Annotated in this window: 19 protein-coding genes; 10 read left to right on the plus strand and 9 right to left on the minus strand. The window is 55.2% G+C overall.

What is annotated here, in order from left to right; genetic code table 11:
* Nucleotides 1-27: 27 nt before the first annotated feature.
* The 3 genes from aceF to pdhR all read right to left on the minus strand — a co-directional run bounded on the left by aceF (nt 28) and on the right by pdhR (nt 5,478).
* Nucleotides 28-1,929 carry a pyruvate dehydrogenase complex dihydrolipoyllysine-residue acetyltransferase gene (gene aceF, locus ACX8ZY_RS16395; protein WP_060679460.1) on the minus strand — a complete coding sequence of 634 codons (1,902 nt, stop codon included), beginning with the start codon at nt 1,927-1,929 and terminating at the stop codon, nt 28-30.
* 14 nt (nt 1,930-1,943) lie between these two features.
* Nucleotides 1,944-4,610, minus strand: coding sequence for a pyruvate dehydrogenase (acetyl-transferring), homodimeric type (gene aceE / locus ACX8ZY_RS16400; protein WP_010253944.1), 2,667 nt, complete (start codon nt 4,608-4,610; stop codon nt 1,944-1,946).
* A gap of 103 nt (nt 4,611-4,713) precedes the next feature.
* Nucleotides 4,714-5,478 carry a pyruvate dehydrogenase complex transcriptional repressor PdhR gene (gene pdhR / locus ACX8ZY_RS16405; RefSeq protein ID WP_010253942.1) on the minus strand — a complete coding sequence of 255 codons (765 nt, stop codon included), beginning with the start codon at nt 5,476-5,478 and terminating at the stop codon, nt 4,714-4,716.
* A 515-nt stretch (nt 5,479-5,993) separates the two neighbouring features.
* Here pdhR and aroP point away from each other — a divergent pair.
* The 3 genes from aroP to ACX8ZY_RS16420 all read left to right on the plus strand — a co-directional run bounded on the left by aroP (nt 5,994) and on the right by ACX8ZY_RS16420 (nt 9,916).
* The gene (gene aroP / locus ACX8ZY_RS16410; protein ID WP_033756570.1) at nt 5,994-7,349 is read left to right on the plus strand and encodes an aromatic amino acid transporter AroP; all 1,356 of its coding nucleotides are present in this window, start codon (nt 5,994-5,996) and stop codon (nt 7,347-7,349) included.
* A 198-nt stretch (nt 7,350-7,547) separates the two neighbouring features.
* Nucleotides 7,548-8,960 (plus strand): glycoside-pentoside-hexuronide (GPH):cation symporter, encoded by a 1,413-nt coding sequence (locus ACX8ZY_RS16415; RefSeq protein ID WP_459260334.1) that lies wholly within the window; start codon nt 7,548-7,550, stop codon nt 8,958-8,960.
* A complete protein-coding gene (locus ACX8ZY_RS16420) occupies nt 8,957-9,916 on the plus strand; it encodes a glycoside hydrolase family 43 protein (protein ID WP_167433375.1) in 960 nt (319 codons plus the stop codon). The genes ACX8ZY_RS16415 and ACX8ZY_RS16420 overlap by 4 nt, the downstream gene beginning before the upstream one ends.
* On the opposite strand, the gene ampE is transcribed toward ACX8ZY_RS16420, so the two are convergent.
* Both ampE and ampD read right to left on the minus strand, forming a co-directional pair.
* Nucleotides 9,898-10,752, minus strand: coding sequence for a beta-lactamase regulator AmpE (gene ampE / locus ACX8ZY_RS16425; RefSeq protein ID WP_022625416.1), 855 nt, complete (start codon nt 10,750-10,752; stop codon nt 9,898-9,900). The genes ACX8ZY_RS16420 and ampE overlap by 19 nt on opposite strands.
* A gap of 16 nt (nt 10,753-10,768) precedes the next feature.
* Nucleotides 10,769-11,320, minus strand: coding sequence for a 1,6-anhydro-N-acetylmuramyl-L-alanine amidase AmpD (gene ampD, locus ACX8ZY_RS16430; RefSeq protein ID WP_010671836.1), 552 nt, complete (start codon nt 11,318-11,320; stop codon nt 10,769-10,771).
* Between the two features lie 198 nt (nt 11,321-11,518).
* Between ampD and nadC the strand changes: the two genes are divergently transcribed.
* The 4 genes from nadC (at nt 11,519) to hofC (ending at nt 15,609) form a co-directional block, all read left to right on the plus strand.
* Nucleotides 11,519-12,415 carry a carboxylating nicotinate-nucleotide diphosphorylase gene (gene nadC / locus ACX8ZY_RS16435; protein ID WP_010671835.1) on the plus strand — a complete coding sequence of 299 codons (897 nt, stop codon included), beginning with the start codon at nt 11,519-11,521 and terminating at the stop codon, nt 12,413-12,415.
* A gap of 174 nt (nt 12,416-12,589) precedes the next feature.
* Complete coding sequence (ppdD, locus tag ACX8ZY_RS16440; protein ID WP_010253922.1) at nt 12,590-13,045, plus strand: prepilin peptidase-dependent pilin; 456 nt, start codon at nt 12,590-12,592, stop codon at nt 13,043-13,045.
* A complete protein-coding gene (gene gspE / locus ACX8ZY_RS16445; protein WP_158149560.1) occupies nt 13,032-14,417 on the plus strand; it encodes a type II secretion system protein GspE in 1,386 nt (461 codons plus the stop codon). Before ppdD ends, gspE begins: the two co-directional genes overlap by 14 nt.
* Nucleotides 14,410-15,609 (plus strand): protein transport protein HofC, encoded by a 1,200-nt coding sequence (gene hofC / locus ACX8ZY_RS16450; protein ID WP_258992777.1) that lies wholly within the window; start codon nt 14,410-14,412, stop codon nt 15,607-15,609. Before gspE ends, hofC begins: the two co-directional genes overlap by 8 nt.
* A gap of 25 nt (nt 15,610-15,634) precedes the next feature.
* Here the strand turns inward: hofC and ACX8ZY_RS16455 are convergent, their stop codons facing one another.
* The gene (locus ACX8ZY_RS16455; protein ID WP_010671832.1) at nt 15,635-16,675 is read right to left on the minus strand and encodes a GMP reductase; all 1,041 of its coding nucleotides are present in this window, start codon (nt 16,673-16,675) and stop codon (nt 15,635-15,637) included.
* 234 nt (nt 16,676-16,909) lie between these two features.
* Between ACX8ZY_RS16455 and coaE the strand changes: the two genes are divergently transcribed.
* The 3 genes from coaE to yacG are packed head-to-tail and all read left to right on the plus strand — an operon-like array spanning nt 16,910 to nt 18,472.
* The gene (coaE, locus tag ACX8ZY_RS16460; protein ID WP_010253911.1) at nt 16,910-17,518 is read left to right on the plus strand and encodes a dephospho-CoA kinase; all 609 of its coding nucleotides are present in this window, start codon (nt 16,910-16,912) and stop codon (nt 17,516-17,518) included.
* Between the two features lie 4 nt (nt 17,519-17,522).
* Entirely contained in the window at nt 17,523-18,266 is a 744-nt protein-coding gene (zapD, locus tag ACX8ZY_RS16465) for a cell division protein ZapD (RefSeq protein ID WP_187515488.1), read from the plus strand.
* A gap of 8 nt (nt 18,267-18,274) precedes the next feature.
* Nucleotides 18,275-18,472: a DNA gyrase inhibitor YacG gene (gene yacG, locus ACX8ZY_RS16470; RefSeq protein ID WP_010253903.1), complete on the plus strand. Its 198-nt coding sequence runs from the start codon at nt 18,275-18,277 to the stop codon at nt 18,470-18,472.
* Between the two features lie 35 nt (nt 18,473-18,507).
* Here the strand turns inward: yacG and mutT are convergent, their stop codons facing one another.
* The 3 genes from mutT to secM all read right to left on the minus strand — a co-directional run bounded on the left by mutT (nt 18,508) and on the right by secM (nt 22,347).
* Nucleotides 18,508-18,903 (minus strand): 8-oxo-dGTP diphosphatase MutT, encoded by a 396-nt coding sequence (mutT, locus tag ACX8ZY_RS16475; RefSeq protein WP_010253900.1) that lies wholly within the window; start codon nt 18,901-18,903, stop codon nt 18,508-18,510.
* 154 nt (nt 18,904-19,057) lie between these two features.
* The gene (gene secA, locus ACX8ZY_RS16480; protein WP_010671827.1) at nt 19,058-21,766 is read right to left on the minus strand and encodes a preprotein translocase subunit SecA; all 2,709 of its coding nucleotides are present in this window, start codon (nt 21,764-21,766) and stop codon (nt 19,058-19,060) included.
* A 74-nt stretch (nt 21,767-21,840) separates the two neighbouring features.
* The gene (secM, locus tag ACX8ZY_RS16485; RefSeq protein ID WP_323054595.1) at nt 21,841-22,347 is read right to left on the minus strand and encodes a secA translation cis-regulator SecM; all 507 of its coding nucleotides are present in this window, start codon (nt 22,345-22,347) and stop codon (nt 21,841-21,843) included.
* Nucleotides 22,348-22,631: the final 284 nt, after the last annotated feature.

Here is a 22,631-nt window from a genome sequence, read left to right on the forward strand (position 1 = left end):
GCCGGCTTCCGCCGGCCTTCTTTACATTTACATAACTAAACGACGAATGTCAGACAACATATTGCCGATGATGGTGATGAATCGCGCACCATCAGCACCGTCGATTACGCGGTGGTCGAAGGAGAGAGAAATCGGCATCATCAGACGCGGAGTAAACTCTTTACCGTTCCACACCGGCTCCATCGCCGATTTAGAGACACCCAGGATAGCAACTTCCGGCGCGTTCACGATCGGCGCGAAGTGCGTAGTGCCCAGGCCGCCCAGGCTGGAGATGGTGAAACATCCGCCCTGCATGTCGCCCGCTGTCAGCTTACCGTCACGCGCTTTCTTCGAAATCGCCATCAGTTCACGCGACAGCTCGGTGATGCCTTTCTTGTTCACGTCTTTAAAGACCGGAACTACCAGGCCATTTGGCGTATCAACCGCCACACCGATGTTGATATATTTTTTCAGCGTCAGTTTCTGCGCATCTTCAGACAGCGAGCTGTTGAAGCGTGGCATCTGCTCAAGCGCCGCCGCGACCGCTTTCATGATGAACACCACCGGGGTGTACTTCACATCCAGCTTACGCTTCTCTGCTTCAGCATTCTGCTGCTTACGGAAGGCTTCCAGATCGGTGATATCGGTTTTGTCGAAATGCGTAACGTGCGGGATCATTACCCAGTTACGGCTCAGATTCGCGCCAGAAATTTTCTGAATACGACCCAGTTCGACTTCTTCGATTTCGCCAAATTTACTGAAATCAACTTTCGGCCATGGCAGCATGCCTGGCAGACCGCCGCCGCTGGCCGCAGCTGGTGCCGCTTCAGCGCGTTTCACGGCCTCTTTCACGTAAGCCTGCACGTCTTCTTTCAGAATGCGACCTTTACGGCCGGTGCCTTTGACTTTCGCCAGGTTAACACCGAACTCGCGCGCCAGGCGACGGATCACCGGGGTAGCGTGAACGTAAGCGTCGTTCTCTGCGAACTCACCTTTGCTTTCCGCTTTAGCTGGAGCGGGTGCCGCGGCTTTAGCGTCAGATTTGGCAGCAGGAGCCGGTGCAGCTTCCTGTTTCGCGGCCGCAGGGGCAGCCGGAGCAGCACCTTCGACTTCGAACACCATGATCAGTGAGCCGGTGCTGACTTTATCGCCGGTCGCCACTTTCAGCTCTTTGACGATACCTGCAAACGGCGCAGGCACTTCCATAGAGGCTTTGTCGCCTTCAACCACAATCAGTGACTGCTCAGCTTCAACTTTGTCGCCAACTTTGACCAGGATCTCGGTAACTTCAACTTCATCACCGCCGATATCCGGAACGTTAACGTCTTTGGCGCCTGCAGCCGCGGCAGGTGCCGATGCCGCTTCTTCTTTCACTTCTGGCTTCGCGTCAGAGGCCGGTGCTGCGCCTTCTGCTTCAAAGACCATGATGGCTGAACCGGTGCTGACTTTGTCGCCGGTGGAAATAGTGATCTCTTTGACCACGCCCGCGAACGGAGCCGGGACTTCCATCGACGCTTTATCGCCTTCCACCACAATCAGTGACTGCTCGGCTTCGACTTTGTCGCCAACCTTAACCAGAATCTCAGTGACTTCAACTTCGTCACTGCCGATATCCGGCACAGCCACTTCTTTGCTGGCAGTGGCCGCAGCAGCGGCTGGCGCTGGCGCCGCGTCCGCTTTTTTCTCTTCGGCGGCGGCAGGTGCTGCTTCCGCAGCGCCTTCAGCATCAAACACCATGATCAGTGAGCCGGTTTCAACTTTGTCACCGGTAGAGATTTTGATCTCTTTCACTACGCCAGCCTGCGGCGACGGCACTTCCATTGAGGCTTTGTCGCCTTCCACGGTGATCAGCGACTGCTCGGCTTCCACCTTGTCGCCAACTTTCACCAGAATCTCGGTGACTTCAACTTCGTCAGACCCGATATCCGGTACCTTAATTTCGATAGCCATTACTCTATTACCTCTTAAGCCAGACGCGGGTTAACTTTATCGGCATCGATATTGAATCGGGTGATCGCGTCGGCCACCACTTTCTTCTCGATCTCGCCGCGTTTAGCCAGCTCACCCAGCGCGGCAACCACCACATAAGATGCATCAACTTCAAAGTGATGACGCAGGTTCTCACGGCTGTCAGAGCGACCAAAGCCATCGGTACCCAGCACGCGATAATCGCTGGCCGGGACATAGCTACGAACCTGCTCAGCGAACAGTTTCATGTAGTCGGTTGAGGCGACAGCAGGTGCGTCGTTCATCACCTGAGCGATGTAAGGTACGCGCGCTTCTTCTGTCGGATGCAGCATGTTCCAGCGCTCACAATCCTGGCCATCACGTGCCAGTTCAGTGAACGAGGTGACGCTGTAGACATCAGAGCCGATACCGTAATCTTTCGCCAGGATCTGCGCAGCTTCACGCACATGACGCAGGATAGAACCTGAGCCCAGCAGCTGCACTTTGCCTTTGCTGCCGTCTACCGTTTCCAGTTTGTAGATACCCTTACGGATACCCTCTTCTGCACCAGCGGGCATTGCTGGCATATGGTAGTTTTCGTTCAGCGTGGTGATGTAGTAGTAAACGTTCTCCTGCGCTTCGCCATACATACGCACCAGACCGTCATGCATGATGACAGCCACTTCATAGGCGTAAGAAGGATCGTAGGAGATACAGTTCGGGATAGTCAGCGACTGAATGTGGCTGTGACCATCTTCATGCTGCAGACCTTCGCCGTTCAGGGTAGTACGACCTGAGGTGCCGCCGACCAGGAAGCCGCGCGCCTGTTGGTCGCCCGCCAGCCACATCAGATCGCCGATACGCTGGAAGCCGAACATCGAGTAATAGATGTAGAACGGGATCATCGGCAGGTTGTTGGTGCTGTAAGAGGTCGCCGCAGCCAGCCAGGATGAACCTGCGCCCAGCTCGTTGATCCCTTCCTGCAGAATCTGGCCTTTCTCGTCTTCTTTGTAGTAAGCAACCTGCTCGCGGTCCTGCGGGGTGTACTGCTGACCGTTCGGGCTGTAGATACCAATCTGACGGAACAGACCTTCCATACCAAAGGTGCGCGCTTCATCGGCGAGGATCGGAACCAGGCGATCTTTGATCGACTTGTTCTTCAGCATCACGTTCAGGGCACGTACAAAGGCGATGGTGGTTGAGATCTCTTTGTTCTGCTCATCCAGCAGCGCACTGAACTCTTCGAGTGCTGGCATTTCCAGCTTTTCAGTGAACTTCGGCTGACGTGTTGGCAGGTAGCCGCCTAACTTCTCACGCTGACCGTGCAGATACGTGTGCTCTTCAGAGCCCTTTTCAAAGGTCACGTACGGCAGTGATTCAATTTTGTCATCTGCAACTGGCACGTTGAAGCGATCACGGATATAGCGCACGCCATCCATGTTCATCTTCTTCACCTGGTGGGCAATGTTTTTGCCTTCCGCGGTGTCGCCCATACCATAACCTTTGATGGTATGCGCCAGGATCAGTACTGGCTTGCCTTTGGTGTCCTGCGCTTTTTTCAGTGCCGCGTAGATTTTCTTCGGATCGTGGCCGCCACGGTTCAATGCCCAGATTTCATCATCGGACAGATCTTTAACCAGCGCGGCGGTTTCCGGATATTTACCAAAGAAGTGCTCACGCACATAGGCACCATCACGGGATTTGAAGGTCTGGTAATCGCCGTCGACGGTTTCGTTCATCAGCTGAATCAGCTTGCCGCTGGTATCTTTGCGCAGCAGCTCATCCCAGCGACCGCCCCAGATGACCTTGATCACTTCCCAGCCAGCGCCGGCAAAGATGCCTTCCAGCTCGTTGATGATCTTGCCATTACCGGTCACCGGGCCATCCAGACGCTGCAGGTTGCAGTTGATGATGAAGACCAGGTTATCCAGTTTTTCACGGGTCGCGATGGTGATCGCGCCTTTGGATTCTGGCTCATCCATCTCACCGTCACCCAGGAAGGCGTAAACGGTCTGAGCAGAGGTATCTTTCAGGCCACGGTGTTCCAGATACTTCAGGAACTTCGCCTGGTAGATAGCCGACAGCGGACCCAGACCCATTGATACGGTCGGGAACTGCCAGAATTCCGGCATTAATTTCGGGTGCGGATAAGAAGAGAGGCCTTTACCGTCAACTTCCTGACGGAAGTTATTCATCTGGTCTTCGGTCAGACGACCTTCAAGGAACGCACGGGCATAAATGCCGGGAGAGATGTGGCCCTGGAAATAGACCAGATCGCCGCCATCCTTCTCACTGCGCGCGCGGAAGAAGTGGTTGAAGCACACTTCATAAATCGTCGCAGAAGACTGGAAGGAGGACATGTGGCCGCCGAGTTCCAGATCTTTCTTCGATGCGCGCAGCACCGACATGATGGCGTTCCAGCGAATTGCGGAACGGATACGACGTTCAAGAGAGGTATTGCCCGGATAATCGGGTTCATCTTCAACGGCAATAGAGTTGATGTAGTTGCTGATTGCAGAAGATCCTGCAGCCACGTTTACGCCGCCTTTGCGGGCTGCACCCAGTACCTGATCAATCAGATACTGTGCACGTTCAACACCTTCTTCACGGATGACCGATTCGATCGCCTGTAGCCAGTCACGAGTTTCAATCGGATCCACGTCATTGTGTAAACGTTCTGACATGGGTGTGTTCCTTATCTGTGTCTAATACGTTGAATAATCGGGAGCCTGTTAAAGCAGATGCAGGCAGGCTCGTCGCACATGTCCGTACGATCTTTGTCGCACGTTATTCCTTACGTTGCTGTAAACGACGCAGGGAGCGTTCTCGACGGCTCTGCTCCCGACTTCTGTCCAGCAAGATTTCCTCTATGAACGCCAGGTGACGGTGTGAAGCCTCGCGCGCTTTTTCTGGCTCACGAGCCACAATCGCCTCAAAGATTCTGGCGCGGTGACCGCTCACTTTTGCCAGCATTTCCCGGCGCGAGTAGAGCAATTCGAAATTCTGGCGAACGTTTTGTTCCAGCATAGGGCCCATTGAGCGTAGCAAATGTAAAAGCACAACATTATGGGCCGCTTCTGTGACAGCAATCTGATACTGCATCACTGCGTCCGCTTCGGCGTCTAAATCGCCGCTGTCCTGCGCCTGCTGGATATTCACATGGCAGTCGCGAATGCGCAGCAGGTCTTCCTCTGTGCCGCGCAGCGCCGCGTAATAGGCGGCGATGCCTTCTAAGGCATGGCGCGTTTCCAGCAGATCAAACTGTGATTCCGGATGGTCGGCGAGAAGCTCAACGAGTGGATCGCTTAAGCTTTGCCAGAGATTCTCCTGCACGAACGTTCCGCCACCCTGTCGGCGCAGCAATAATCCTTTGGCTTCTAAGCGCTGGATCGCTTCGCGGAGAGACGGACGTGAGACATCGAATTGTTTGGCGAGTTCGCGCTCAGGCAGCAGCTTCTCTCCCGGACGCAGGGTCCCTTCCATAATCAGCGATTCGAGCTGTTGCTCGATAGCGTCGGAGAGCTTAGGTTGGCGAATCTTACTGTAAGCCATCATCCCTTCTTATTAAGCCAATCGTCCGGAGTAAATTGGTAATACCAATTGCAAAGAGGTGCCGGTAAAGTAACAAAGTATTCACCTTGTGTCTATATGGTGTCTGCGACATTCACCTGCCCCCAAAGCCTGTGCTGGCGCTAACTTGCGGTTAAAAAAATGAAAAATTCGCGTTACCGCAAATGTTAAATAATTTCACTTTTACCAAACCTTACACCCGCTTAGCGCGTTAGCGCAGCGGCAGACATAAGTGAAAGCTATTCGTCATTAACGGAATTTCATGGCAGAAGTTGCTGTGGACAGACGTGACCAGGACGGCGTTTTTTCAGTCAACTCTCAGCACGAAAGGCGAAAGCAGGTGCAAAGCGATTCGCTTATCACTATTCTTGTCGCCAGGGTAGCAGATGGCACTATTCAGCACGCCAGATACCGTAAAATAATCAATACGTTATTGTAACTACTTCATTACAGCGTCCTGCGCTGCGAACGAAGAATAAAAACATCACGAGGTTTGTATGGAACAACAGCAAGGCGAAGCGCTGAAACGTGGTCTCAAGAACCGCCATATTCAGCTCATCGCGCTGGGTGGTGCAGTGGGAACCGGCCTGTTTCTGGGCAGTGCATCGGTCATTGAATCCGCCGGACCGGCCGTAATTCTGGGCTATGCGATTGCCGGTTTTATTGCCTTTTTAATCATGCGTCAGTTAGGCGAAATGGTCGTGGAAGAGCCGGTCGCCGGCAGCTTCAGCCACTTCGCGTATAAATACTGGGGCAACTTTGCAGGCTTCGCTTCGGGCTGGAACTACTGGGTGCTCTATGTGCTGGTCGCCATGGCGGAACTCACCGCCGTTGGCAAATATGTCCAGTTCTGGTGGCCAGACTTTCCGACCTGGGCTTCGGCTGCCATCTTCTTCGTGATGATTAACGCTATCAACCTGACCAACGTGAAAGTGTTTGGTGAGATGGAGTTCTGGTTCGCCATCGTTAAAGTGGTTGCGGTGATTGGCATGATCCTGTTCGGAGGCTGGTTGCTGTTCAGCGGTCACGCGGGTCCGCAGGCTACCGTGCGCAACCTGTGGGAACAGGGCGGATTTTTCCCGCATGGCATCGGCGGTCTGGTGATGGTCATGGCGATTATCATGTTCTCCTTTGGTGGCCTGGAGCTGGTGGGTATCACCGCCGCTGAAGCCGATAACCCGGAAGTGAGCATTCCAAAAGCGACCAACCAGGTGCTGTGGCGTATTCTGATTTTCTATATTGGTTCGCTGGCGGTGCTGCTGTCACTGATGCCGTGGACGCGTGTCACGTCAGAAGTCAGCCCGTTTGTCTTTATCTTCCACGAGCTGGGCGATGCCATGGTAGCGAATGCGCTCAACGTGGTCATCCTGACAGCGGCGCTGTCGGTCTATAACAGCTGCGTTTACTGTAACAGCCGTATGCTGTTTGGTCTGGCACAGCAGGGTAATGCGCCAAAAGCGCTGCTGAAAGTCGATCGTCGCGGTGTGCCGGTGTTAACGATTCTGGTCTCTGCTGTCGCCACTGCGCTCTGTGTGCTGATCAACTATCTGATGCCGGGTGAAGCGTTTGGTCTGCTGATGTCGCTGGTCGTCTCTGCGCTGGTGATCAACTGGGCGATGATCAGCCTGGCGCACCTTAAGTTCCGTCGTAAGAAAGATAAGCAGGGCGTAACCACGCGCTTTAAAGCGCTGCTCTATCCGGCCGGTAACTGGATTTGCCTGATTTTCCTGGCGGCGATTCTGGTACTGATGGCGACCACGCCGGGCATGGCGATCTCTGTCTGGCTGATTCCGGTCTGGCTGGTGATTCTGGGCGTGGGTTACTTTATCAAGAACCAGACACAGAAAGCCTGATGCTTTACCACGTGCTGCGACCTCCTGCGGGGTTGCAGCACGTCACCCGCGCCTCTCTGACCGTCTCAACTGTCCCGATCCAGTTCACACTTCTCTCCCCGCAACTGTTTTGTCCATCTTCATAACGAATTACTCCCGTTCATCTCGCTGATTTCCTGCCAATAATTCCTGTTCACACTGGATGCGCAGGAGAAAACCATGAAAGGTACAGCCCTCCCGTTTCGGGAAAAACTGGGATATGGCATAGGCGATGCCGGATGCAACATGATTGGCGGTGCCATCATGCTGTTCCTGAACTACTTCTATACCGACGTTTTCGGCCTGGCCCCGGCGCTGGTGGGGACCCTGCTGCTCTCGGTCAGAGTGCTCGATGCGGTAACCGATCCGATTATGGGCGCGATCGCCGATCGCACCCAGAGTCGCTGGGGTCGTTTTCGTCCCTGGCTGCTGTGGGTTTCCGTACCTTACGTCGTGTTCAGCGTATTGATGTTCACCACGCCAGACTGGACCTATCACAACAAGGTGATCTGGGCCTTCGTCACCTACTTCCTGATGTCGCTGACCTATACGGCGATTAACATTCCTTACTGCTCTCTGGGCGGCGTGATTACTAACGATCCCGGTGAGCGCGTCTCCTGCCAGTCATACCGCTTTGTCATGGTCGGCATCGCTACGCTGATACTCTCTCTGTCCCTGCTGCCGATGGCAGAGTGGTTCGGTGGCGAAGACAAAGCGCGCGGCTACCAGATGGCGATGGCGGTACTGGCAACCATTGGCCTGGCGATGTTTCTGTTCTGCTTTGCCACGGTACGTGAACGTATCCGCCCTGCCGTGCCGAGCAATGATGACCTGAAAAAAGATCTGCGTGACGTCTGGAAGAATGATCAGTGGGTACGCATTCTGCTGCTGACCTTCTGTAACGTCTGTCCCGGCTTCATCCGCATGGCGGCCACCATGTATTACGTGACCTGGGTCATGGGCCAGTCGACGCACTTCGCCACGCTGTTTATCAGCCTGGGTGTGATTGGCATGATGGTCGGCAGCACGCTGGCGAAACTACTCACCGATCGCTGGTGCAAACTCAAAGTCTTCTTCTGGACCAATGTCGCGCTGGCACTCTTCTCCAGCGGTTTTTACTGGATCGATCCCCACGCCACCGTGATGGTCGTGGTCGCCTACTTTGTGCTGAATATCCTGCATCAGATCCCCTCTCCGCTGCACTGGTCACTGATGGCCGATGTGGATGACTACGGCGAATGGAAAACCGGCAAACGCATCACCGGCATCAGCTTCTCCGGCAACCTGTTCTTCCTCAAGGTGGGACTGGCGGTTGCCGGTGCGATGGTCGGCTTTCTGCTGTCGATCTATGGCTACAATGCAGGTGCTAAGCAGCAGTCACCTGAGGCGATTAACGGCATCATGCTGCTGTTCACCATTATTCCGGGTGTCGGCTATCTGATTACCGCCGGTGTGGTACGACTGATGAAGGTCGACCGCAAAATGATGATTACCATCCAGCAGGATCTCGCGCTGCGCCGCGAAAACTTCCATGAGTTACACACCGTTCGCCTGCGCGACGGTGTTGTCACGCCAACCGGAGATGTTAAATGACCGCAATCTTGCCGAATCCTTTTATCGAGCAGCGTGCCGACCCCTTTATCCTGCGCCATGAACAGTTCTATTACTTTGTAGCATCGGTGCCAGAGTATGACCGGCTGGAGATCCGTCGCGCCACGACGCTGGCTGGCCTGCGCAGCGCCGAGCCGGTAGTCGTCTGGCGCAAGCCCGAGAGCGGCCCCTTTAGCGAGTTAATCTGGGCACCTGAGCTGCACTACATTGACGGACAGTGGGTCATCTATTTCGCGGCAGCACCGACGCGTGAAATCAAAGAGGGACTGTTTCAGCACCGGATGTATGCGCTGGTGTGTGAGGCGGAAGATCCGCTGCAGGGGGAATGGCAGCCCTGCCGCCGGGTCTTCAGCCAGTTCGACAGCTTCTCACTGGATGCCACCCACTTCGTGCATCAGGGTAAAAACTGGTATCTCTGGGCGCAGAAAGATCCATTGATTCCCGGCAACTCTAACCTCTATCTGGCTGAGTTGCTTAATCCCTGGACGCTGAAAGGCACGCCGGTGATGCTGAGCCGGCCAGAATATGAGTGGGAGTGCGCAGGCTTTAGCGTTAATGAAGGACCGGCGGTTATTCGTCACGGGGATCGGCTGTTTGTGACCTACTCTGCCAGCGCCACCGATGAGAATTACTGTCTGGGGATACTGTCGATTGACGTTGATGCCGACCCGCTTGATGTCGCCGCATGGCAAAAGTCTGCACGGCCGGTATTTGTCTCCAGCTGGGACAACCATCAGTATGGACCGGGTCACAACAGTTTTACCCAGGATGAGGCGGGACGCGACGTGCTGGTATACCACGCGCGTAACTACACTGAAATTGAAGGCGATCCGTTATGGGATCCGAACCGCCATACCCGACTGAAATATTTCAGCTGGCGGGAAGATGGCACGCCTGATTTCGGCGTGCCGCCTGCCGATTACACCAGCGTGCCGTAAATCGTCAGCAACGCGACAGCGACCACCAGTACCAGTGAGGTACGTTTCGCTAACGCCACGGCAACCCGTGGCGTTTCGACTTTATCGGTGTGCGGATCGCGTGACAGTGAGAACTGCGCCAGGGTCGTCAGCACCTGATACTGAGAACGATGCCGATCGGTCAGCGAAGCAAACCAGGCGGGCAGCGCTTTCTCGCCATGACCCAGCAGGGCGTAAGCCACACCCGCCAGCCGCGCCGGGATCCAGTCGAGAAGATGCAGAATGGCATCCACGCCAGATTGTGAACGCGCCATCGGTGTTCCATGCTTTGCCAGCCAGCCTTGCCAGGCCCGCAGAAAAGCGTAACCCACCAGCAGCACCGGCCCCCACGGACCGCCTACCACCAGCCAGAACATTGGCGCAAGGTAGAAACGGAAGTTTATCCAGATCAGGGCATTCTGCAGCTCACGCAGGAACTCGCGCTCGCTGCATTCCACCGGCACGCCATGAATCAGCGTCAGTTCAGCCGCCATCGCCTGATGCGCAGCGTCGTCATCATGACTGGCTGCTTTAAGGTAGCTGTGGTAGTGCTGTCGCACCGACCCGGCACCGATACAGAGCAGTCCGGCAACAATCCAGAAGAGCAGTTGCAGCACGCCAAACAGCAGCCCTTTCAGACTCCAGATCACCAGCGCGGTCAGCGCCATCGCCAGCACGGTCATCAGCAGGGTACGCATCATTGAGAAATGGTGGCGCTGGCGAAAGATCGGCTCCAGCCGGTGTTCGAGCTGCCAGTGCTCGCCCAGTTTAAACAGGCGCTCCCAGCCTAAAACCAACAACAAGGTAAACAACGTCATACTGACTCCGCAAAAATCAGGATTTTTGCTGCGTTAACAGCTGTTTGTAGTAGTCCCAGTCAAAAGCAGGTCCGGGATCGGTTTTGCGTACCGGTGCGATGTCACTGTGCCCCGTGATACGTGCAGGCGTTAACGGGTAGTGTTGCAGCAGTAATTGCGTCACCTGCTGCAAGGCCCGATATTGCGCCTCGCTATAAGGCTCACTGTCTGTCCCTTCCAGTTCGATGCCTATGGAGAAGTCGTTGCAGTTCTCACGTCCTTCGAACTGCGAAATGCCTGCATGCCAGGCGCGTTTATCAAAGGGGACATACTGCACGATCTCCCCGTCACGGCGAATCAGGCAGTGTGCCGCCACTTTCAGCGCGGCGATATCCGCAAAATAGGGATGGGCATCGGGCGGTAAGGTGCCGGTGAACAGTTTATCGATCCATGGCCCGCCAAATTCACCGGGTGGCAGGCTGATATTGTGGATCACCAGCAGTGAAGGTGCCTCATTATCAGGGCGTTCGTTGCAATGCGGCGACGGCACATGACGCACGCGGGTCAGCCAGCCCTGTTTGATTTTCATAGCGGTTTTCCTTATTTCACCTGGCTGAGAATAGCATGAATAATAAAGGATTCTTGCTTCTTAGTGTGCCGGTCTGATGACATTCACGCACTGCGTGTTAAGGATACTAAACAAAATACTATCAGTTGCTGGAACCGAATGGCGGTTCAGGCTATTGTGACCGCCTCTGTCATTTCCCCTTTCAGGAGTAAAACGCCTATGTCATCCCGTGGTTATGATCCCGACAGCCGTCGTCAGGCGCTGATTAAACGCATTGAAAGTGACATTCCGGATAGTGTTGCGCTGGCGTTAAAAGAGGATCTCGGGGGCGAGATCGACGCTGACCGCGATATCACCGCGCAGCTGTTACCCGCCGATACCCAGGCCGATGCGCAGGTCATCACCCGCGAAGCCGGTGTTTTCTGTGGTAAACGCTGGGTTGAAGAGGTGTTCATTCAGCTCGGCTCACACGCGACCCTGATCTGGCATGTCGAAGATGGTGATCAGATCGAGGCTGACCAGCTGCTGTTTGAAATCGAGGGACCTGCCCGGCTACTGCTGACCGCCGAGCGAACGGCGCTTAATTTTGTGCAGACGCTCTCAGGCGTTGCTACCGAAGTCAGCCGCTATGTCGCGCTGCTGGCGGGAAGCCAGACGCAACTGCTGGACACGCGTAAAACCCTGCCCGGACTGCGGACTGCGCTGAAATATGCCGTGTTGTGCGGCGGTGGCAGTAATCATCGGCTGGGCCTCTCTGACGCTTATCTCATCAAAGAGAACCATATTATTGCCAGCGGTTCGATTCGGCAGGCAGTGGAAAGAGCGCAATGGTTGCAGCCCGATGTGCCGGTTGAAGTTGAGGTGGAATCGCTGGAGGAGTTACGTCAGGCGCTGGAAGCGGAAGCCGATATCGTGATGCTGGATAACTTCAGCCTGGAAGCGATGCGTGCCGCCGTCGAACTTAATCAGGGTCGGGCGTTGCTGGAGGTCTCCGGTAACGTCACCGAAACCACCCTGCCACAGATCGCCCTGACCGGCGTGGACTATGTTTCGGTTGGCGCGCTGACCAAGCATGTGCGGGCGCTGGATCTCTCGATGCGCTTTAAACAAAAATAGCCTGCCTCGCCGTCACTCAACACGGTGATTTTGCGACCCTGCTTCCGGCGCAGTTTCGACTGCGCTGTAAGTCTGAAATCTGTTCACATCACGCTTTCCAGTTTGCCCATCTCTGCCTGTCTTTTACTGCCCCCGATTTTTAACCTGTCGCCTTCTTAATACGGAGACGATGTGATGAATTATCAACGTGGATTTACGCTGGTTGAACTGATGATTGTGGTGGGTATTGTGGCAATCTTAAGTGCCATCGGCCTGCCCGCTTATCAAAATTATCTGCAGCGTGCTGCCCTTACCGACATGCTGCAAACCATGGTGCCCTATAAAACCGCTGTTGAGCTTTGCGCCATGGAGCGCGGCGGCCCGACGCAGTGCCAGGCCGGAGAAGCGGGTATTCCTGCTGCCAGGGGATCGCGCTATGTCTCAGCACTGAGCGTGACCAACGGGGTCATTACGCTGACCGGCCAGGAGAGCCTGAATGGGCTGAGCGTTGAAATGCTGCCTCTCTGGGACAGCACCGAGGGCGGCATCAGCTGGCAACGCAGCTGCACCAGCAGCAACAATAGCCTGCGTGACAATTGCCTGCAGCAGTTCCGCTTTGCGGATAAAGGAGCCAGCGATGAGCAAGCCTGATGAGGCGATCGCGGCATTATGTCAGCGCTATCGCGCCCTGGTTTTGCACCATGATGCCAGCCAGCTGCGTGTTGCCGTCGCGGAGAGCGTGCCGCCAGGGCTGGCTGAAGCCCTCCATTTTGCCAGCCAGTGTCAGATTGAAATTGAATGCTGGCCGCAGGCCCGGCTCGACCAGCTTCAGCACGCTGACACACCGCTGGTGGCGCGCGAAGAGGCGCCCACAGAATCAGCGATCGAAGCGACACAGCTGATCCTGCGTCAGGCGCTGGAGCGTCGCGCCTCTGATGTCCATATCGAACCCGGCCGTGATGGCCTGCGGGTGCGTTTGCGTATCGATGGCGTATTGCACCCTCTATCTTCCCTGCCCGTCACCCAGCCTGCTGCGCTACTGGCGCGACTGAAGATCCTCGGCGGACTGGATATCGCCGAACGCCGGTTACCGCAGGATGGTCAGTTCAGTCTGGAGATCGCCGGTAAACCCGCCTCTTTTCGCCTGGCCACCTTACCCATCTACGGTGGTGAGAAAGCGGTGGTCCGGCTGTTGCAGAGTGAAAGCGCGGCGCTGTCGCTGGATAAGCTCGGCTTACCCGCCGCGCAGTTGCGCCTGTTCTGCGCCGCGCTGGCGCAGCCGCAGGGGCTGATTCTGGTCACCGGGCCTACCGGCAGCGGCAAGACGTTTACGCTCTATAGCGGACTCAGTGCCCTGAATACGCCGGAAAAAAATCTGTGCAGCGTTGAAGATCCGATTGAGATCCCCCTGCCCGGCGTTAATCAGACGCAGATCCATGCTAAAAATGGCCTCGATTTTAACCGCGTGCTGCGGGCGCTGCTGAGACAGGATCCGGATGTAATCATGGTAGGAGAGATCCGCGATGCTGAAACGGCGGAGATTGCGGTTAAAGCGGCACAGACCGGACATCTGGTGCTGTCAACGCTGCACACCAACTCCACCGCCGAGACCCTGACCCGGCTACGACAGATGGGTATTCCCGGTTATCTTCTGGGGTCGGCGCTGAAACTGATTGTTGCTCAGCGCCTGGTTCGACGCCTCTGTCCCCACTGCCGTCAGCCCGCTCAGGCGGTGGCGCACTATCCTGCGGAACTCTGGCCCGGTACCTTGCAAACCTGGCGAGCTCCCGGCTGCGACCACTGTTTTTCCGGCTATTTTGGCCGGCTGGCGCTGTTTGAACTGCTGCCGATCAATGCCAGGCTGCAAAATGCGATCGCCGCCGAAATGCCGCTGGAGAATTTGCTCAGCCTGGCGAAACAGCAGGGATTACGCACCCTGCTGGTTTCTGGCCTGGAAGCGGTAAGCCGGGGCGATACCTCGCTGGAAGAGATGCAACGGGTGATTGGGCTGGACGATGGCTGATGCGTCTTTATTTCGCTGGCAGGCGGTCGATAGCCAGGGCCAGTTAGTCAGTGGCCAGCTACTGGCTATCGACAGTGATAACCTGCTGCTGATGCTGGCGCAGCGCGATCTTCTGCCGGTGAGCTGGAAACGAGAAAAAGTGTGGCGTCAGAGGGAGTGCAAGTGGCAGCACAAAACCGATCTGATTCGTCAGCTGGCAACCCTGCTCAAAGCGGGACTGCCGCTGGCAGAGAGTCTGGCTTTACTGGCTGAGGGCCATCCGCATGCAGGCTGGCGTGCTCTGATGCTTGTCCTGCATCATCGGGTACTCAGCGGCGCCCCTTTTTCTCAGGCTTTACGTGAATGGCCGCAGATTTTTCCGGCACTCTATCCGGCCCTGATGGAGGTGGGCGAACTGACAGGTCAGCTGGATACCTGTTGCAGTGAGCTGGCCCGGCAGCAGATCCGGCAACAGCAGTTATGGCATCAGGTGACGAAGGCGCTGCGTTATCCTCTGTTCATTCTGCTGGTGGCGATTGCGGTCACCTGCGGCATGCTCCTGTTCGTTCTGCCAGAGTTCGTTGCCGTCTATGACTCCTTTGATGCCCCTCTGCCCGCCTTTACGGCAGCGGTAATGCAGTTATCTGCCGCGCTTCAGGAGTGGGGAGCGATGTTAGCCATCGGCGTATCGCTGATGCTGGTGGCATGGCATCAGTTACGACGACGCTCTGCGGGCTGGCAGCGCCGTGAGCAGGCGATTTTCCTGCGCATCCCGCTGCTTTCCGGGTTATGGCGTGGCACGCAGCTGACGCAGATCTACACCATTCTGAATCTGACACAGCGTGCCGGGTTAACTTTGCTACAGGGACTGGCTGCCGTTGAAGTGACGCTCTCATCATTGCTATGGCGGGAAGCAATGGCCGGACTGCAGCAGCACATTGCTCAGGGGAATCCTCTGCATCAGGCGCTGATGCATCATCCGCTGTTCACACCATTATGCGGTCAGCTGGTTCGCGTCGGCGAAGAGGCGGGCGCGCTGGATTTAATGCTGGCTCGTCTGGCGGAATGGCATGAGGCAGAAACCCGTGAGCGCGCTGACACGCTGGCTGCTTCGCTGGAACCGATGATGATGATGGTGATTGGCGGCATTGTCGGCACGCTGGTGATTGCGATGTATCTGCCGGTGTTCGGGCTGGGTGATGCGATGCATTAAGGGGCGCAGGCTGCGCCCCGGATGACTATCGGTTGAAAACGCGGTTTTCCTGCTCATTAACCCGAATAAAGGTGGTGCGCTTGGTCAGCTCTTTCAGCCGCTCCGCCCCCACATAAGTGCAGGCAGAACGCAATCCACCCAGGATATCGCGCGCGGTGTCAGCAACCGGGCCACGTAATGGCAGCTTCACCGTTTTACCTTCTGCTGCGCGATATTGCGCGACACCGCCAACGTGACGCTTCATCGCCGATTCGGAACTCATGCCGTAAAACAGCATAAAGCTTTCGCCATTCTCTTCGACCACCTGCCCTTCACACTCATCATGTGCCGCCAGCATGCCACCCAGCATCACAAAGTCGGCACCGCCGCCAAACGCTTTCGCAATATCGCCAGGCACTGAACAGCCGCCATCACTGACAATCTGTCCGCTTAAGCCATGCGCCGCATCGGCACATTCAATGACAGCGGAAAGCTGCGGATAACCCACGCCGGTTTTCACCCGGGTTGTACAGACCGAACCCGGGCCAATGCCGACCTTAACGATATCCGCGCCAGAGAGAATCAGCTCTTCCACCATTTCGCCCGTTACCACGTTACCGGCACAGATGGTTTTAGCCGGGAAGGTTTCACGGGCGCGCTGCAGAAAATCAACAAAATGCTGAGAGTAACCGTTGGCCACGTCGATACAGATAAACTGCAGATCGTCTGACAGCGCCATAATCGCGACCAGTTTATTGAGATCGGCCTCCGAGGTGCCGGTTGAAACCATCACATGTTTCAATACCGTCGCGGGGACGCGCTGAATAAACGCGCGCCACTCATCTACGCTGTAATGCTTATGGACTGCTGTAAGGATATTGAAGCTGGCCAGCGCCTCAGCCATTGAAAATGTGCCGACGGTATCCATGTTGGCGGCGATAATCGGTACGCCGCTCCAGCTCAGGCCCGAATGTCTGAAGGTAAAGCTGCGTTCCAGCTCAACCTGTGAGCGACTTTGCAGCGTGGAGCGTTTGGGGCGGATTAAGACATCTTTAAAGCCCAGTTTTAAATCTTCTTCAATACGCATAAACAGTGTCCTGGTAAGTGGCAATGAATCGTCGTTCACGAAGTAAGCACAGCTCCAGTGACGTTATGATACGCGCCTCTCGCTGCGCGACAAGACTGCGAATTTCACTTTATTTACGCTACAATCCGTTAAATTTAATTGTGCTTTATCGGTGTGATCTGACGCGCATTTTTGCGTTTTTAATTCAGATCATTACCCTGAAGCCCTGTCGAAAAGAGAAGTCAGGTGAGAAACATGCCCTATATCGTCGCGCTTACAGGGGGGATCGGCAGTGGTAAAAGTACGATTGCCCAGGCATTCGCAGCGTCTGGTGTGGAAATTATTGATGCTGACCTGATAGCACGTGAAGTTGTCGAACCCGGCACACCCGCTTTGCAGGCCATTCAGGCGCGCTATGGCACGTCGATAGTGACTGATGAGGGGAAGCTTGATCGTAGCCGGCTTCGCGACATTATTTTTCAGCAGCCGGAAGAAAAAAGCTGGTTAAACGCGCTGCTGCATCCACTGATTAATGCCCGGACGCGTCAATTGATCGCCGAAGCCACCACACCTTATGTGCTCTGGGTGGTGCCGCTACTGGTGGAAAATCAGTTACAGCACCAGGCTGATCGGGTACTGGTGGTGGATGTTGATGAGGCAACGCAGTTAGCGCGCACCCGGCAGCGTGATCATCTTTCCGTCGCGCAGGCGAAACGCATTCTTGCCGCACAGGCGACGCGCCAGCAGCGCCTCGCCTGTGCCGATGACATTATTGATAACAGTGGCGAGCCCGACGACGCCTTGCCGCAGGTTGCCGAACTCCATCAGCGCTATCTCAGGCTGGCGGCAACGAAACAGGATTAATACCATGAGCACACCCGTTCTGTTTGAACACCCTCTGAATGAAAAAATGCGAACCTGGTTACGGGTTGAGTTTTTGATCAATCAGTTAGATGAAATTGTCCCACTGGATAAAACCGTTAATGCGCTGACCTTTTTTCGCCTGATTAGCGAACTGCTCGACATTTTTGAGCGTGGCGATATGCGTACTGAATTGTTAAAAGAGCTGGAGCGTCAGCAGCAAAAGTTACGTGCATGGGCTGATGTGCCAGGTGTTGATATGACGCTGGTTAATGCCCTGCGCGATAAACTTAAAATCCAGTCGACGCAGTTGATGAATGCCCCACGTATGGGCCAGCAACTCCGCGAGGATCGTCTGATTGCCCTGGTGCGGCAGCGCCTGAGCATCCCTGGTGGATGCTGCAGCTTTGATTTGCCAGGCCTGCACATCTGGCTCCATCTGCCGCAGGAAGCACGCGATGCGCAGGTCGAAGCCTGGATGCTGACGCTGGAGCCACTGTATCATGCGCTGGCGATGGTACTGGATCTGATCCGCCAGTCCGGCGCGTTTCATGTGCAGACCAGCCTTAATGGTTTTTATCAGGATAATGCCGAAGGCGCCGATCTGCTGCGGCTGCAATTGTCGCTGGAGGATGCGCTCTATCCACAGGTGTCCGGACATAAAAGCCGCTACGCCATTCGTTTTATGCCGCTTGATAGTGAGCGTGGTGAAGTTCCGGCCCGCCTTAATTTTCAACTGGCCTGTTGTTAGAGGTAAAAATGCAGCAAGAAGTGATGACCGTTGCCTGTCCGCAGTGCGGCAAAGATGTGATCTGGGATGAACTCAGCCCGTGGCGCCCCTTTTGCAGTAAGCGCTGCCAGCTCATTGATTTAGGTGAGTGGGCCGCAGAAGAGAAACGCATTCCCAGCCGCGACGATATGAACGACAGTGACAACTGGAGTGAAGAAGATCGCTGACAGCCGAACCGGATGGGGCGCGCTGCCCCATCCGCTCAGAGTTCGCCGGCGATCAGACGCGCAATCAGCTGATGATTCGCGGGCGGAAACTCCTCCGCGACCAATGCATGCTGATCAACCCAACGCTGTGGCTGACCCTCTTTGCCCCACGGCTCTCCTTTCCACCCTTCAACCAGAAAGAAATGCAGCGTCACGCGCAGATCGTCATAACTGTGGTCTGCATGACCAATCGGGCGTGCCTCGGTGACCTCAATCCCGGTCTCTTCCTGAAGTTCCCTTATCAATCCCTGTTCGGCGCTTTCGCCCGCTTCAATCTTACCGCCAGGAAACTCCCACTTGTTCGCCATGTAAGAGGTCGCCGCGCGCTGGGCAAGGAAAATTTGTTTACTGGCATTGCGAATGATGCCAACTGCAACCTGCAGGTGCTTCATGGAGACTATCCGGTAGTAATGGGTGAATGAAGCCTGATTTTAGAGCATGCCGTAGCGGATGTTAACCGCTTTAGCTCAGCGGAGTCGCTGTTGCCTGGGTGGCAGAGACCATAAAAAAAGGAGCCAGCGGCTCCTTTTTTATTAGCATTCAGTCTCAGGCGATACGGCCATGACACTGCTTGTACTTTTTACCGGAACCACATGGGCAGGGATCGTTGCGGCCGACTTTGCGTTCGCCACTCTGCTCCGCCACAGGCTCTGCTGCTGCCAGCAGATCCTCTTCAACATGGCTCAGCTGCTGTTGCTGTGCCAGACGTTCAGCTTCTTCGCGACGTTGTTGCTCCATCGCTTCAACTTCTTCTGGCATGCGCACCTGGACTTTGCTCAGCGTACTGATCACTTCATATTTCAGTGATTCAAGCATCGCAGCAAACATGGCGAAGGATTCACGTTTGTACTCCTGCTTCGGATCTTTCTGCGCATAGCCGCGCAGATGGATGCCCTGACGCAGATAGTCCATCGCTGCCAGATGCTCTTTCCACAGCGAATCCAGCGTCTGAAGCATCACGCCTTTTTCGAAGTTGCGCATCATTTCTGCGCCAACGATCTCTTCTTTCTCAGCGTAGCTTTCCATAGCATGGGTCATGATGCGCTCACGCAGCACTTCTTCATGCAGGTCAGGCTCTTTATCCAGCCACTCTGCAATCGGCAGGTTCAGATCGAAGTCAGTGCGCAGACGCTCTTCCAGGCCTGGCACATCCCACATCTCCTCCAGCGACTGTGGCGGAATGTAAGTATCAATAGTAACTTTGTAGACATCATGGCGAATGCTGTTGATGGTTTCGCTAACGTCAGACACATCCAGTAGCTCATTACGCTGACTGTAGATCGCGCGACGCTGGTCATTAGCCACATCATCATATTCCAGCAGCTGCTTACGAATATCGAAGTTACGGCTTTCAACTTTGCGCTGTGCATTGGCAATCGCTTTGGTGACCCACGGATGCTCAATCGCTTCGCCTGGCTTCATGCCCAGTTTACGCATCATATTCGAGACGCGGTCTGAGGCAAAAATACGCATCAGCGCATCTTCCATCGACAGGTAGAAGCGAGAAGAACCGGCGTCACCCTGACGACCTGCACGACCACGCAGCTGGTTGTCGATACGACGCGATTCGTGACGCTCAGTACCGACGATGTGTAAACCACCTGACGCCAGAACCGCATCATGACGAATCTGCCATGCCGCTTTAATCTCTTCGATTTGCGCTTCAGTTGGCTCTTCCAGTTCGGCCACTTCAGCGTGCCAGCTGCCGCCCAGCATAATATCTGTACCACGTCCGGCCATGTTGGTGGCGATAGTGACCGCCCCCGGCTGACCGGCCTGCGCAACGATATCCGCTTCGCGGGCGTGGAATTTGGCGTTCAGAACGTTATGTTTGATACCGGCACGGGTCAGTTCGTTAGAGACCACTTCTGATTTCTCAATCGAGATGGTTCCCACCAGCACCGGCTGACCATTGGCGGTGCGCTCACGGATATCTTCGATAATGGCATCGATCTTCTCTTTCTCGGTCATGTAGACCAGGTCAGCCAGATCTTTACGCACCATCGGACGGTTAGTCGGCACGACAATGGTGTCGAGCTTATAAATGGAGCTGAATTCAAATGCTTCGGTATCTGCGGTACCTGTCATACCGGCCAGCTTCTCGTAAATACGGAAGTAGTTCTGGAAGGTGATAGAGGCCAGCGTCTGGTTCTCGTTCTGGATCTCCACGCCTTCTTTCGCTTCAATCGCCTGATGCAGACCATCAGACCAGCGACGACCCTGCATGGTACGGCCGGTGTGTTCATCAACAATCACCACTTCGCCATCTTTCACGATGTAATCCACATCGCGGGTAAAGAGTGCGTGCGCACGCAGCGCCGCAGTGACGTGGTGCATCAGCATGATGTTGGTCGGAGAGTAGAGTGACTCGCCCGCTTCCATGATGCCCTCGCTGACCAGCAACTCTTCCACTTTGACCAGACCGCGCTCAGACATGTGAGCCTGACGCGCTTTTTCATCGACCCAGAAGTCGCCTTCACCCTGATGGGTTTCGGTATCTTCTTTATCCTGGCGAACCAGATGAGGGATGATCTTGTTCACTTTGGTGTAAAGCTCAGAACTGTCTTCTGCCGGACCAGAGATGATCAGCGGCGTACGCGCTTCATCGATCAGGATGGAGTCGACCTCATCCACCAGCGCATAGTGCAGTTTACGCTGTACACGCTCTTCCGGGCTGAAAGCCATGTTGTCGCGCAGGTAGTCGAAGCCATATTCGTTGTTGGTGCCGTAGGTGATGTCTGCTGCGTAAGCTTCACGCTTTGCCACCGCCGGCAGGCCCGACATGTTGATACCAATGGTTAAACCCAGGAACTCAAACAGCGGACGGTTGTTTTCCGCATCACGCTGTGCCAGATAGTCGTTGACGGTAACCACGTGAACGCCTTTGCCGGACAGCGCATTCAGGTAGGCTGGCAGCGTTGCGGTCAGCGTTTTACCTTCACCGGTTCGCATCTCAGCAATGCAGCGATCGTTCAGCACCATACCGCCGATCAGCTGCACGTCGAAGTGACGCATCCCGAACACGCGTTTACTCGCTTCACGCACGGTTGCGAACGCTTCCGGGATCAGGCTTTCCAGCGATTCACCTTTTTTCAGGCGTTCGCGGAACAGATCAGTTTTCGCTTTCAGTTCATCATCAGAGAGCTTCTCAAAATCGGGCTCCATCTTATTGATGACATCCACCACTTTACGCATACGACGCAGGGTACGATCGTTACTGCTACCAAAAACCTTGGTTAAAATTTTGCTTAACATAGTAAATATATTCTCAATTCAGCCGGAGCATTCCGGACTGCGAAATCTTAACAGAGTGAATAAAACCAAAAATATTAGCAGAACAATCGGGCAGGTCCGGCGCGAATGCCATGCACGCTGGCATGCCACTCTACCCATGAACGGGTAACGGCCGTGAAAAGAGGCGGCGTAGAGATCTGCTGCGGTGCAGTGTGCAGCGCAGAATGTGATGTCAGTAAACTATGCAGTGAGTCGATCAGCGCCAGCTTTTGTGCCGCCAGCGGTAATGTCTGTTGCTCCGCCTGCGCCTGGGGCGCCAGCGTGAAAGAGAGATGACGAATAACGGTACGGATGGCGTGCTGATGCCAGTAATCCACGCTGAAGCTCGGGCGTCGGGATGCTTCCTGCAGCCGGATCAGGTGATCAAAGCGTGTGGCATTGCCAAGAAAGAGACTGCTGGCCGGAGATTCAGACGACGCGTTGAGTTCGGAGCTTTGCGCACAGGCTGGCAGGCCAAAGCTGGCCGCTACCATCCCTAACAGGAGATGAGGCCAGAAGTAGCGTCTACCTAATTGTCGCCAGCGCAGAAGAATCCCGATCACAACCTTTCCATCGCGCATGCTCTGTTGCGCTCTTGTTTTCTGGTACCCGCCGCGAGCCGCAACGGATTTCGGCCTGTAAAAGCGCAACAGATAGTATCATTAATGTGGGGCATCCACACCTGGGATTAAAGTGATGGCGAGAGAAAACGCGTGTGATTGTTCAGCAAATCAGCAGAACAGACAACGCTTTGCGAGCGAGGTCGCAGTCATCAGGCGTGTGATAAGAGGCAATAAAAAAACGGCTGGCGCCGCTGACCGGAGAGGGTGTCAGCATAACCAGCCGT

The organism is Pantoea sp. XAF26B01_ASV70, assembly GCF_054512635.1.